This window comes from Komagataeibacter rhaeticus (genome assembly GCF_003207855.1).
GTDB classification, from domain to species: Bacteria; Pseudomonadota; Alphaproteobacteria; order Acetobacterales; family Acetobacteraceae; genus Komagataeibacter; species Komagataeibacter rhaeticus.
The window spans coordinates 96889-109949 of the sequence record NZ_NKTZ01000008.1 but is presented as its reverse complement, the minus strand read 5'-3'; the positions used below and the strand labels follow the sequence as shown (position 1 = coordinate 109949).

Annotated in this window: 14 protein-coding genes; 6 read left to right on the top strand and 8 right to left on the bottom strand. The window is 63.8% G+C overall.

Going from position 1 to position 13061, the window contains the following annotated elements; translation table 11 throughout:
* Positions 1–375: 375 nt before the first annotated feature.
* Together CFR78_RS09960 and hpxZ are read left to right on the top strand one after the other, a co-directional pair.
* Positions 376–828: a hypothetical protein gene (locus CFR78_RS09960; protein WP_007399361.1), complete on the top strand. Its 453-nt coding sequence runs from the start codon at positions 376–378 to the stop codon at positions 826–828.
* A 25-nt stretch (positions 829–853) separates the two neighbouring features.
* Positions 854–1243, top strand: a complete 390-nt coding sequence (hpxZ, locus tag CFR78_RS09955; protein ID WP_007399360.1) for an oxalurate catabolism protein HpxZ — start codon at positions 854–856, stop codon at positions 1241–1243.
* Between the two features lie 48 nt (positions 1244–1291).
* Here the strand turns inward: hpxZ and CFR78_RS09950 are convergent, their stop codons facing one another.
* Positions 1292–2104 carry a hydroxyethylthiazole kinase gene (locus CFR78_RS09950; RefSeq protein ID WP_034931623.1) on the bottom strand — a complete coding sequence of 271 codons (813 nt, stop codon included), beginning with the start codon at positions 2102–2104 and terminating at the stop codon, positions 1292–1294.
* A gap of 175 nt (positions 2105–2279) precedes the next feature.
* Here CFR78_RS09950 and CFR78_RS09945 point away from each other — a divergent pair, with 175 nt between their 5' ends.
* On the top strand, positions 2280–2780 hold the full coding sequence (locus CFR78_RS09945; protein WP_007399358.1) for a hypothetical protein: 501 nt from the start codon (positions 2280–2282) through the stop codon (positions 2778–2780).
* Positions 2781–2945: 165 nt separating this feature from the next.
* Here CFR78_RS09945 and CFR78_RS09940 read toward each other — a convergent pair whose 3' ends face one another.
* Positions 2946–4649 (bottom strand): thiamine pyrophosphate-binding protein, encoded by a 1704-nt coding sequence (locus tag CFR78_RS09940; protein ID WP_034931620.1) that lies wholly within the window; start codon positions 4647–4649, stop codon positions 2946–2948.
* Between CFR78_RS09940 and CFR78_RS16255 the strand changes: the two genes are divergently transcribed.
* Positions 4642–4995, top strand: coding sequence for a hypothetical protein (locus CFR78_RS16255; RefSeq protein WP_181417520.1), 354 nt, complete (start codon positions 4642–4644; stop codon positions 4993–4995). The two genes, CFR78_RS09940 and CFR78_RS16255, sit on opposite strands and share 8 nt — an antisense overlap.
* Before the next feature lie 11 nt (positions 4996–5006).
* The gene (locus tag CFR78_RS09935) at positions 5007–5459 is read left to right on the top strand and encodes a hypothetical protein (RefSeq protein ID WP_034931616.1); all 453 of its coding nucleotides are present in this window, start codon (positions 5007–5009) and stop codon (positions 5457–5459) included.
* Positions 5460–5699: 240 nt separating this feature from the next.
* On the opposite strand, the gene glk is transcribed toward CFR78_RS09935, so the two are convergent.
* Positions 5700–6668, bottom strand: coding sequence for a glucokinase (gene glk, locus CFR78_RS09930; RefSeq protein ID WP_007399354.1), 969 nt, complete (start codon positions 6666–6668; stop codon positions 5700–5702).
* A 258-nt stretch (positions 6669–6926) separates the two neighbouring features.
* Positions 6927–7724 (bottom strand): SDR family NAD(P)-dependent oxidoreductase, encoded by a 798-nt coding sequence (locus CFR78_RS09925; RefSeq protein ID WP_034931612.1) that lies wholly within the window; start codon positions 7722–7724, stop codon positions 6927–6929.
* 157 nt (positions 7725–7881) lie between these two features.
* Here CFR78_RS09925 and CFR78_RS09920 point away from each other — a divergent pair, with 157 nt between their 5' ends.
* A complete protein-coding gene (locus CFR78_RS09920; RefSeq protein WP_034931611.1) occupies positions 7882–9042 on the top strand; it encodes a hypothetical protein in 1161 nt (386 codons plus the stop codon).
* Between the two features lie 6 nt (positions 9043–9048).
* Here CFR78_RS09920 and thiL read toward each other — a convergent pair whose 3' ends face one another.
* From thiL to recQ, 4 genes are all read right to left on the bottom strand, one after another.
* Positions 9049–10026 (bottom strand): thiamine-phosphate kinase, encoded by a 978-nt coding sequence (gene thiL / locus CFR78_RS09915; RefSeq protein WP_034931608.1) that lies wholly within the window; start codon positions 10024–10026, stop codon positions 9049–9051.
* A 16-nt stretch (positions 10027–10042) separates the two neighbouring features.
* Positions 10043–10576: a transcription antitermination factor NusB gene (gene nusB / locus CFR78_RS09910; RefSeq protein WP_007399348.1), complete on the bottom strand. Its 534-nt coding sequence runs from the start codon at positions 10574–10576 to the stop codon at positions 10043–10045.
* Between the two features lie 72 nt (positions 10577–10648).
* Positions 10649–11155 carry a transcriptional regulator NrdR gene (gene nrdR, locus CFR78_RS09905; RefSeq protein ID WP_034931674.1) on the bottom strand — a complete coding sequence of 169 codons (507 nt, stop codon included), beginning with the start codon at positions 11153–11155 and terminating at the stop codon, positions 10649–10651.
* Between the two features lie 63 nt (positions 11156–11218).
* The gene (recQ, locus tag CFR78_RS09900) at positions 11219–13051 is read right to left on the bottom strand and encodes a DNA helicase RecQ (RefSeq protein WP_034931606.1); all 1833 of its coding nucleotides are present in this window, start codon (positions 13049–13051) and stop codon (positions 11219–11221) included.
* Between the last annotated feature and the right edge of the window lie 10 nt (positions 13052–13061).

Genomic DNA, 13061 nt, shown 5'->3' with positions numbered 1-13061 from the left:
ACCAAAGCCCAATCGGGCCGAATAACCTAGCAAATCTCACCAGCAACCTCAAGAAGTTTCCCTCAGCGCCGCCGGTGAGTGCGGATATAGGTCCCACCCTCAAAACCGTCAATCAGAAAATACACATCATTGGAAAAAAATTTCACGCGCCATGATCCAGAAGCCTGAAAAACCCTGCTCTACCGCCCTTCCGGGACCATGGCAGCCTTCACTGCAATATCGGCCAGAACCGATGGCGTGCCGGATTCCGTGAATGGAGACGCCATTTTCCCCTTTCCCGGCATAAATCCTATCTAACTCCCGGTGGACGCAAGCCGACATGTTTTGAGACATATAGGCGGAACCCCATGTAGACATAGAAACAGGCTGGAACCCATGTCCCGATCACCCAAACCATCCGCCCTGATCCAACAGGTCAATGATCACGTAGCCGTCCGCATGACGATCATTTTCGGGAGCATCTGGTGCGTCTACGCCTTTCTTGTCTTTTCCCTCATCCCGCTGGCAGCCCCTGCCTGGCAGAATACGCTGCTCTATATCAGCAACTGCATCCAGCTTGTGGCCCTGCCTGCCCTTATGGTTGGCAATGCGGTCCTGAGCCGCGGCACGGACCAGCGCGCGGCGGAAGACCATGCGGCGCTGATCGAGATCCTGAATGACGTGCGTGCCGAAGTTGGCGAACTGAAGGCCGTCACCAACGATCTGGCCCGCAAGACCGATGCGGCCGCACATCGCCCGCCTTCCGAGGTTGTATCCATTTCGGATGAAGCGGTTATAAATGTGATGGATGAGGCCCCCCGCACGACGGTATCCTCCAGACCTGCATAACCCTAGCCTTCCCGTAGGAACGACCATGCCGCCAGAACTCAATCGTCCAGACATCGTGGCGGAGCTTGCCGCCGTATCCGACCGTTATGAGACCGCACTGGGCAGCAACGACATACCCGTCCTTGATGCCCTGTTTTACCAGGGACCGGAAACCGTGCGGTATGGCGTGGGAGAGATGCTGTACGGATTTGACGAAATAGCCGCCTTCCGCCGTAACCGTCCGGGCGGTTCGCCGCCGCGTGATGTCCTGCGCCGCCATATCACCACCATCGGGACCGATATGGGAACGGTTGATCTGGAATTCCGCCGTCACGGCGGCACGCGCATCGGTCGGCAGAGCCAGACATGGATCCGCACGCCCGATGGCTGGAAGATCATCGCCGCCCATGTTTCCCTTATGGCGGATGTTTCCTGACCCCTTTGCGGACAGGATTTTTCAGACGGCTGCCCCGTAGCGGACCAGTCACCCTGCCGTCTGCTGCAGACGTGACAGGGCATCGACAAACCCCATAGCGAAAGATGCCGTGCCCTGTGCGTTGCGGGCCGCCATTTCGGCGGCGCGGGCATACAGGGCATGGACCGCCACGACCGCGACAGGACGCTCCGGCCCGGCCTGCGTTACGGCAAGGGCCGCCGCGATCAACCCGCCCAGCGCGCACCCGGCCCCCGTAACGGCGGTCAGAAGGCGATGCCCCCCGGGCACGACAACCATCTGGCCATCGGGGGCAAGGATATGGTCTTCCTCCCCGCTTATGGCCACGATCGCGTTACGCTCACGCGCCAGCACCCGCCCCAGCGGCACGGCCTGCGCGATCGTGACCGTGGTTTCCACCCCGCGCGCCGTACTGGCGCCCCCTGCCAGCGCCATGATTTCACTGGCATTCCCCCGGATGACAGCAGGACCACTGCCTGCAAGCTGCCGGACAAGGGCGTCATATTCCGCAACCCCCGCGCCCATGGCCACGGGGTCCAGCACCCACGGCACCTGACTGGCGTTGGCCGCCGCGACGGCAGCCTGCATCGCCGCCATGCTGCCGTTGATCAGCCCCGCCGCATTGATCCACACCGCACCGGCCCGGGCGCCAAAACCGCTGGCCCAGCCGGGTGCCGCGCCAATGGCGGGTGCGGCCCCCACCGCCAGAAGCACGTTGGCGCTCAGGGTTGCCGCGACATAGTTGGTCAATCCATAAACAAAGGGGGCCTGCGCCCGAATCTTGCGCCCGATGGCCCGACAGGCCGGATGATCATAATCCATGGAAACAGGAGAAGGCTGCATTGACCAGGGTCCTTCCACCCCATTGTCGGCCCGTGGGTACCCGACCGGACGGACAGGGGGTTGCCTTTTGATTGTAATGGACTGAAATACAAAGGACGCAGCCGGTCAAGCATGCCGGATTGCCCCTTATTTCACATATGCGCCTTTATACGCGGCATATTGTCAGGAACACACCGTGCGCCCAGTCCGCCTTTCCGCCCCTTTCCTTCTTGCCGTTGGGCTACTGGCCGCCCCCTCCGCACGGGCAGCGGATGACGCACTGGGACAGCCAACCGCCAAGCTGTGCTTCGGCCTGCGCGATGTCGCGCTGGCGGGAGGATATTCCTGGGGGAAAGGGCGCCTTTATTTTGGCGGACATTCCTATCCCGTCAGGATCAGTGGCGGTGGCGCGGTCGGAATCGGTTACAGCAGGCTGCGCGGCGAAGGAACGGTGTACAATCTGGCCCGCCTGTCGGACATCAACGGGACCTACTGGTCCGTCCGGGCGGAAGCGACCATTGCCCGTGGCCGTAACGTGGCGGTACTGGACAACAACCATGGTGTGGATATCAAGACCACCATGCACACCACCGGCGCGCATCTGGCTGCGGCCGTGATGCGACTGACCCTGCGTGTGGACCCGGGCGGTGAACGGGTTGAAACCGCGCCCGCCCGCTGCACCTTCCCCATCCATTAACAGACTGCTTTAAAACAGAAAAATTTTTCCGGATGTCGCCTTTTTTCAAGAAGGCGACGCCTCCCGAATCTTTCTGGAAAACGCTTCACCAAAAACTTTCATATGCGTTCGGGATACCGTCCCGACTGGCTTTTCGGATAGCCGTCAGGACTGGGCGCAACGGCTTCATACAACCGTACTGATCACGATTTCCACCAGATTGGGACGGCCCGAAGCCATGGCGGCCTCGATGACGGGGGCGATGTCGTCTGCCCGTGTCACAAGGCGGGAATCCAGCCCATAGGACATTGCCATGGCCTGATAGTCGATGGGGGGGTCACGCAGGTCCATGGCCAGGAAATTGCCTTCCCGTGCCGAGACATAATGTGTCTGTCCGCGCATGAAGCCCTTGAGCACATTATATTCGCGATTATTCATCACCACGAAAGTCACCGGCAACTGCTCATGCGCGGCGGTCCACAGCGCCTGGGGGGAGTAGAGCGCCGCACCGTCGCCCACCAGGCAGACCACTGGCTCACGCCCCAGCCCCAGCGATGCCCCGACCGCGGCGGGCATGCCCCAGCCCAGCGCCCCCCCGCGCAGGAAGGAGTACTGCGCGGCCCAGTCACTATCGAGGAACATGCGGGTATAGGAGGATGTGGCAATCGCCTCATCCACAATCGCAACAGCGGGGCCGATGGCCCGCACCGCCTCATAGGCCGCGACGCAGGGTGCGACGACCGGATCATGGCGATGGCGGGCAACCAGTTCACATGCCTGCTCCTGCCGCGCCGCGCGGGCGGCCACAACCCGGTCACGCGCCGCCGTGAAGGCCGCCTGCCGGGGTCGGGTTTCCTGCACCAGCAGGGGCAGCAGTGCCTCAAGCGAGGCACGGATGTTACCCACGAGCGAAAGCGGGGTCTGGAACGTACGGCCCAGATCACGCGCATCGGCCGAGACCTGATAGACCGCGCATCCCGGCGGCACGGGGGAACCTTCGGAATACAGGATGGTGATCAGCGATTTGCCACCCAGCGCAAAGATCGCATCATAATCCGCCAGACGGCGGGCGATGTCGGTTGCGCGCGTGGGCATGTTGCCCGCCCATAGCGGGCACGACGTGGCAAAGGGTATGCGCGACGGCCATGACGCGCCATAAACCGGCGCCCCCAGCACTTCAGCCACCGCCGCGACCTGTGCCGCCGCGTTCGCACCATGCACCTCATCGCCCGCAATGATGGCCAGCCGCCCCGGCGTGATGGTGGCCAGCGCCCGCGCCAGTTCCGGCAGGCCGCCTGCTATCGAGTCCCGGTTGATGACGGACGGGAACCCGATATCGACATCACTGGCTTCCTCCATCACATCCATGGGCAGCGAGAGAAAGACCGGGCCGGACGGCGCGGCCATCGAATCGTTGAAGGCACGGCGCACCAGCACCGGCAACTGGTCGGCATGCAGCACTTCCTGCGCCCATTTGACGGCGGGGGTGGCAATGCTGACCAGATCACCAAACAGAAGCGGGTCGGAAATCGTGTGCCGGGAATCCTGCTGTCCCGCCGTCACGACAAGTGGCGTCTGGGAAACACTGGCATTGAGCAGGTTGCCCATGCCGTGACCCAGACCGCCCGCCGTATGCAGGTTCAGGAAACCGGGCCGTCCCGCCGCCTGGGCATAGCCATCGGCCATGGCCACCACGCTCGCTTCCTGCAGGGCCAGGATATATTTCAGGTCCGGCCGGCGCTGGAGGGCATCGATCAGCGGCAGTTCCGTCGTGCCGGGATTGCCGAAGATGTAGCGGACCCCTTCACTTTCCAGAATTTCCAGCAGGATGTCCGCCCCACGCCGCCCCCCGGCGCGCCGTGCGGCAACTTCAAGCGGTGTAATGGCCATGCTGTTCCCTGCCTGCTTTTGTCATTATGGCCATGGCACCACGTTTTCAGGATCGGGTCCACCGCATGTCACTGAAGTGGATATCATTTTTTCCTTGAAAATGATAATAATTATTATTATCAACAACACAACCCGTGGGTTACCCGACAGCTTTCCAACCGTCGATTTCCCAACCTTCCTCACGGAACCTCAACGGCATCACCCCGGCCCGGGTGATGCCGTTCTTTTATGGACCGTAGCGATACGGAAGGCGCATATTTTCATGGCAGGCGTGCGCGGCCGGGCACTCTTTCAATTGACCCGCACGGGGGAACGCGAAGATGATACGGTCCATGTGCCGAAATGAAAGCAAACTCCTTGCCTGCTGACAGTCCTGCCGTTCACACGCCCGCATCCCCCGACACGGCGCACGCGACCGAACTGCCGCTGCCGACGGTCATCGAGGTCCTGCACCGTATCGGCACGCTCAATGCGCAGCATATTGCGGCGGCCCGTTTCTGGGCCACGGATTACCGTATTGGCGTGATGGGGGAAGATGACCCGCATCTGGACCGGACATCGCTCGGCCTGTCCCGCCGCCCCCTTAACGGACGCATGGGGTCGATCAACCGCTACAGATATATTCATGAAATCATTGGCAACCGCTACGAACGGGTCCTGATCGCCACCATGATCAACAATATGCCGATGCATGAACTGGCATACCATACCCAGCATGATGCCCATGACGTGGCGCATCTGATCACGGTGCTGCTGGAATTCCTGACCCGGCAGTACGATGCCATGCCCGGCCATCTGTGGCAGGGCTGAAAGCCCTGTCGCCACGCCTGCTGCGGTATCCGCCCCACGGACAACAATACCGCCGGACGGATACGGACAGAATGCCTGAAGGCTGCCTAAAACAGCCAATTCAGGAAACATCCAAGAATCACCGGAAAGTTCCAGGTGAAGCTTTTTTCAAAAAGCTTCAAGGAACGTCGCCTTTCTGAAAAAAGGCGACACCCAAAAACTTTTATTATTTTTAAAAAATAAATTATTTCAAACAGGTTCTTAGCGATAAGCCTCGGCAAAGGCCGCGGCAGCACCCAGCAGTCCTGGCTGGGGGTAGGTGATCAGCTTGACGGGCATTTCCGCCATCATGCCTTCAAACCGGCCCTTGGCCACGAACCGCTCGGCAAAGCCGGAACTGGGCAGATGCTTGGCCAGGCGCAGCCCCAGACCGCCCGCGATCACGACGGCACTGCCCCCCTGCGCCAGGGCCAGGTCACCCGCGACCGTGCCAAGGCTGAGGCAGAAACGCTCGAGTGCCGCGGCGGCCACCGGGTCGGAGCCTTCCAGCGCCATGGTCCACAATGCCTTGTCATCGCGCGCCTTGACCGAAAGCTCACCCATTTCGGCAATCGCCTCATACAGGTTCAGCAGCCCCGGCCCGGATACCACGCGTTCGACCGATACGCGGCGGTAACGCCGGCGCAGCACGGTCAGGATCCGGTCCTCCAGCGGGTCAAGCGGGGAAAAATCGATGTGGCCGCCTTCGGTCTCGCACACGAAATAGCCGTTCTTGCGGCGCACGACATAGGCCGACCCCAGCCCGGTGCCCGGCCCGACAACGGTTGTCACACCCTCCTCGGGCAGCGGCACGTCCGGGCCGCAGATATGCTGGAGACTGTCCGCCCCCACCTGCGCCACCGCATGGGCCACGGCCCCGAAATCATTGACCAGGATCAGTTCATCCACCCCCAGCTTGACCGGCAGCCACGCGGGCTGGATCACCCACGGGTTGTTGGTCAGCTTCAGGATATCGCCCTTGATGGGACAGGCCACCGCAATGCCCGCGGCACGCGGCAGGGGGCGGTCGATCACGCTGGCAAAGGCTTCCCATGCCAGCTGAAGGCTGGCGTGATCGGCACATTTCAGGGTCGTGGCTTCCCCCAGTGTGACAACCCGGCCCTGGTCCACCTGGGCAATGGCGAAACGGGCATGCGTCCCGCCGATATCAACTGCTACGATCTCTTTCATGTCCGGTCACGCTCCGTGCCCATGCGGCATGCTCCTTGCCTGCAATTGCAATAAAAACAGTCTACGATCATGCCCCTCCCATCACATCTTGCGCAACAGGGGACAAAAATCAGGCATCGCAGGCCTGGTTGTTAACATATCTGTGCAGGAAACAAGCCCATGCTCCGGCCAATTTCATTGATCAATGTCACGAAATGGCCACAATCATCCAGATCCGCAACAAACGCCATGCCCATGGGATGGCAGTCCTCCTGCCGCTCAGCCGGTCTGGTCGGCTTTGATTGCTGACAGAATGCGCCGCTTGAGCGGCCACGGCACCAGGGTATCGACCAGCCGCAGCACGGAAAACAGGAACGGAAAGATCAGATGCGGCCGGTCACGGTCCACCGCGCGGGCAATCCGGCGCGCGGCCATGGGGGCAGTCTGCAGGAACGGCTTGGCCCCCACCACGCGGCGGCTCATGGGCGTATCCACAAACCCCGGCGAGACCAGGGTCACCCCGATGCCAAGCGGGGCCAGCGCCATCTGCTGTGCCTCGGCAAAGCGTTTCAGCCCCGCCTTGGAGCCGGAATAGGCAGCGGCGAACGGCAGGGCATGGAAGGCCGCCACCGAACCGATCAGCACGATATGCCCCTGCCCGCGCGGCACCATGCATTCGGCGGCGGCGGCGGCCATGGCCGAAGGTGTTGCGTAATTGACCAGACCCAGCCTGAGCACGTCCTCCGCCCGTTCCACCACATCATCCCCGCGCCGCATGTCGCCCTGCCCCGCGGCAAGGATGACGATATCAAGCGGGTGGCTGGCATCGTCTTCCCGCAGGGCGGCGATGGCGGCCGTACCATCGGCCACGTCCAGTACGCGGGTCCGCACATCCACCCCGCAGCCACGCGCCCGGGCGGCCACGTTTTCCAGCCGTCCGGCATTGCGCCCCCACAGCACCAGCGGCCGCCCACGGGCGGCGTAAAGCCACGCCAGTTCCGCCCCGATCCCGCTGGATGCACCCGTAATCAGCACATATCTGCCTTCATCCATGCGTGAAGCGGTCCTTACTGTCATTGTCCATCTTCCTTTTCAGGGTCCATCTGTGCAATGAGCACAACAACAGGACGGACCACCGAATCACTTCTCTCAACCCATGCCTGCATAGCCTGCGCGGTTCCACCATGGAAACAAGGGCCCATGCCGGTAATGTTCAGGATGCAACGAACCGGTCATGAACGAAACCGATCGTCTTACTATCATTCCCGTTTCCGGCTTTCGTCAGATGACCACCTTTATCCAGTTGCCCCGCCGCCTGTACGCCGGCCTGCCCGGTTACGTGCCGCCACTGGACCTGACCCAGCGCGACCTGCTGACACCGCGCAAGAACGCCTTTTTCCGGCTGGGCCGGGCGCAGTATTTCCTTGCCATGCGCGGCGGGCGCGCGGTGGGCCGGATCTCGGCCCAGATCGACCCGGTCTCCATGGCGCATTATGGCGAACCCGTGGGCTTTTTCGGGGCACTGGACGCGATTGACGACCTGGAGGTGGTCTCCGCCCTGCTGGATGCCGCAGGCACATGGCTGCGCCAGCATGGCATGAAGCTCATGCGCGGGCCGCAGACGCTGGACAGCAATGGCGAATTCGGCGTGATGATCGAAGGCCATCACGCCATGCCCATGGTCGCCATGCCGTGGCACCCGCAATGGCTGCCGGGCATGATGGAGGCCTGTGGCTGCGTCAAGATACGCGACCTGGTGGCCTACCAGATGCGCACCGGCCCCGATGCGGAGGAAGCGCATCTGGTCCCCGCCAGCCTGCGCCTGGGGGAAGGAAGGCTGGGCAATGTCACCACCCGTGGCCTGCGCATGGACCGGATCGAGGAGGATGGCGAGATCCTGCGCACGCTTTACAACGATGCGTGGCGCAACAACTGGGGTTCGATCCCGCTGGCGCGCGAGGATGTGCAGTCCATGATCGTGGAGATGAAGCCCATCCTGCGGCCGGAGCATTTCGTGCTGATCGAACAGGCCGGCAAGCCGGTCTGTGTTGCCCTTGTGGTGCCCAATGTATTCGATATCTCATGGGACCTGAACGGCGACCCCTCGCCGCTGGGCTGGCTCAAGCTGGGCAAGCGGCTGCTGCGGCATGAATTCCATTCCGCCCGCGTCATCCTGCTGGGGGTCAGTTCCACGCTGGATGGTACGGCGCTGGGCGCCATCATGCCCGCCCTGGCCATTACCGAACTGATGAAGCGCGGCCGCAGCCTGCCCTACCGCACCATCGAACTGGGCTGGGTACTGGAAACCAACCTGCCCATGCGCCGCCTGATCGAGCGCATCACGCCCCGGCCGTGCAAGCGCTACCGTGTGTACGACCGCCCGCTGGCGGACTGAACGCGCCTAGCCGCCTACATGGCTCCAGCCGCGCCGGGCCAGCACCATCTCTGCCCCGCAGGCGTCAAGCACACGCACGCCCGCCCCTGCCACCACCTGCCCGATGCGGGTAACCGGCACCCCCTGCCGCGCCGCATGGTCACGCAGCAACGCGTCATGCCCCGGCGGCACCGCCAGCAGCAGTTCATAGTCATCCCCCCCACCCAGGCAGGTGGGCAGCCATTGCGGCCCGAGCATACGCACGGCGGGGGAAAGTGGCACCTGTGCCGCATGGATGACCGCGCCCACGCCACTTTCGCGCGCCATGTGCCCCAGGTCCTGCACCAGCCCGTCGGAAACATCCATGCCAGCGGAAGCAACCGCACCAAGCGCCAGCCCCAGACGGGGGCGTGGCAACTGGTAGCGACCCGCCAGGTAGCCATCCCTGTCGGCTATCTCGCCCCGGCGTGCCAGAAGGCCCATCGCGCCATCGCCAATGGTGCCTGTCACCCATAGCCCGTCCCCCACGCGCGCCGTATTCCGGCGCAGTGCCATGCCGGGGGCGACATGCCCCAGCACGGTCAGCGAGAGCACCAGCGGGCCGGTGGTGGATGTGGTATCGCCCCCCAGCAGGGTAATGCCGAATTCCTGCTGGTCACGCGCAAGCCCGGTCGCAAAGCCCGCGAACCAGGCCTCGTCACGCGCGGGGGGCATGGATACCGTCAGCAGGTAGCCCAGCGGCGTCGCATCCATGCCCGCAAGGTCGGACAGGTTGCAGCGCAGCAGCTTGCGGCCCACGGTCTCCGCCGGGTCATCGGGCAGGAAATGCACGCTCTCCACCATGGCGTCGGCCGCGATCACGATCTGCCGGCCCGGTGGCGGGGTAAACACGGCGGCATCATCACGCAGGTCCAGCGCGCCATGGCCTGCAAGCGGGCGGAAAATACGGGCTATGAACCCGAATTCGGCTGGCAGCCCGGTATCGGGCAGGTCACGGCACGCCATAGCCGCCCATCCTGCTTCAGGATTCCGGGGTATCGGGCGTCACGTCCATGGCTGGCTGCGCCGCCGGTTCCTGCAGGCGCCGTGACAGCGCATCAAGCACGCCATTGAGCATGCGCGGCTCATCCCCCGCCAGAAAACCGTGGGCGATATCCATGTATTCATTGATGATGACACGCGCGGGGACGGGGTCCGCCCCCGTCATTTCGCCACCCGCCGCATGCATGATCGCGCGCAGCACCGGGTCCAGCCGGGCCAGCGGCCACGAAGCCGGCAGGATCTCGTGCAGCAGGCCGTCTATGCGTTCCTGCCGCGCCACGGCGCCACGCACCACGATGCCAAACAGGCGGGCATCGGCATCGGGCACCTGCCCTTCGGCATAGCTGCCGTCCTGCACCACGGATGTGCCCAGCCGGTGGCGGTTGAACTGGTTTATGACGTGCTCGGGGCTTTCGCCAGCCTGCTCGATCTGGAACAGGGCCTGCACCGCCGCCACGCGCGATGCGGTGCGGGAACGGACCTTGGGCTGCCGGTCACCGTCTGTCTGTGTCATGGCGGGGTACTCCTGCTGTGGCGATGCTGCGAAATCAGGGCTTCATCGCCTCTTTGGGCCGCGGGGTCCAGTTCAATCTTTGTCCTTGGCACCGTCGGGGGCAAAGTCGCTGCCCTCCTCCCCCGATACGGAGGCGGAAATCGTGTCCAGGATATCGGCAAAATCCTTGGTATCCCGGAAATCCCAGTGCACGCTGGCAAAGCGGATATAGGCCACGGAATCAATCTCGCGCAGCGTTTCCATGACCAGCCGCCCGATATCGCGTGAAGGGATATCCGTCTCCCCCATGGCTTCAAGACGGCGGACAATCCCGTTGACGATCCGCTCGATCCGCTCGGCATCGACCGGGCGCTTGCGCAGCGCGATGCGGACCGAGCGCGCCAACTTCTCGCGCTCGAACGGCACGCGGCGCCCGTCGGCCTTGATGACCACAAGATCACGCAGCTGCACCCGCTCGATGGTGGTGAAGCGCTGCCCGCACGCACCGCAGATACGCCGGCGCCGGATGGCGGCGCCATCTTCATGCGGGCGGCTGTCCTTGACCTGGGTATCATCATTTCCACAAAAGGGGCAACGCATGCGCAACGGGTTCCCGACTACAGCATAAAACAGGGGCGGCCCATGCCGGCCAGCCGGACGGGACTAGCCGCCCACTTCCGCCAGCACATCCAGCACGGCTTCACCATAACGGGCCAGCTTGGAGCCACCAACCCCACGGATCATACCCAGCTCATCCAGCGTGGATGGCCGCTCCATGGCAATGTCATGCAGCACGGCATCATGAAAGATAACGTAAGGCGGGATTTCCTGTTCCCGTGCCTCTCCCAGCCGCCAGGCCCGCAGGGCTTCGTACCGCGCGGCGGCCTCGGGCGCAAGATCGGGTCGTTGCGGGCGGGCATTCCCCATCGTGCGGGCGGCGGCCTTCAGGTCCTCGGTCGCGTCCTCGCGCAGCATGATCGGCTCCTCGCCACGCAGGATGGGGCGCGCGCGCCCTTCCTCCAGCGCCAGGGAGTTGTATTCACCCGTCACCTTTATCGCGCCACGGGCAATCAGCTGGCGGATCACCCCACGCCAGAAGGGTTCCGGCCGGTCCTGGCCGATGCCGAACACGCTCAGCTTCTCATGCCCGTGGCGCGAGACCATGTCCGATCCCTTGCCCCGCAGCACGCCCACCACATGCACCGCGCCAAAACGCTGGCCGGTGCGGTAGATGGCGGACAGCACCTTCTGCGCCGCCACCGTGCCATCAAACGTGGCGACAGGATTGCGGCAGTTGTCGCAATGCCCGCAGGCATGGTCCAGTTCCTCACCAAAACAGGACAGGAGGGACTGGGTACGGCAGCCGGTCGTCTCGGTCAGGGCGATCATGGCTTCCAGCCGCGCACTCATGATGCGTTTCTGGGCATCGGGCGCGTTGGACTGTTCCAGCCAGTAGCGTGCGCGCGCCATGTCGTCGCCGCCATACAGCAGCACCGTCTCGGCCTGTTCGCCATCGCGGCCCGCGCGGCCGATCTGCTGGTAATACCCCTCGGGCGAGGAAGGCATGTCCAGATGCACCACCGCGCGCACATCGGGCCGGTCAATCCCCATGCCAAAGGCGATGGTGGCCACGATCACCACCGGCTCTCCTGAACGGAAGCGCATCAGCGCCGCACGCTTTTCAACGGGGGAAAGCCCGGCATGGAAGGGCAGCGCCGGATACCCCTTGCCCACCAGCGAACGCGCCACGCGCTCGGTCTTGCTGCGGCTGCCGCAATAGACGATGGAGGCCGCCCCCCGGTGCCGGTCCAGTATGGCGGTCAGCTGACGCAGTTCCGATGTCTTGGGCCGGACGGCGATATCAAGGTTGGGGCGGTGGAAACTGGCCTTGAGCACCGTGGCGTCGGGCATGGCCAGGGCTTCAAGGATGTCGCTGCGGGTACGCGCGTCTGCCGTGGCGGTCAGGGCAATGCGCGGCACATGGGGGAAATGCTGCGGCAGCGCCGCAAGTTCGCGGTATTCGGGCCGGAATTCATGGCCCCAGGCGGAAATGCAGTGGGCTTCGTCAATCGCGATGACGGACAGCGTCAGCCGTCCCAGCCGCTCCAGCATGCCCGGAGAGAGCAGCCGCTCGGGCGAGACATAAAGGATATCCAGCCGCCCCGCCACCAGGTCGGCGCGCACGCGGGCGGCCTCGTCGGGTTCCAGTTCGGAATGCAGCGCGCCCGCATTGACCCCCAGCTGGCGCAGGGCGGCCACCTGGTCATCCATCAGGGCGATCAGGGGCGAGATGACAAGCCCGGTGCCCGGCCGGGCCAGGGCGGGCACCTGATAGCACACACTCTTGCCGCCACCCGTAGGCATGAGCACAAGGCAGTCGCGCCCGGCCATGACCTCATCCACGGCCTGCTGCTGCAGGCCGCGAAAGTCGGGAAAACCGAAAACATCGGCCAGCACGCCGCGCGGGTCGCGCGACGGGACTGCGTGCGGTGTCATGGCATGAAGC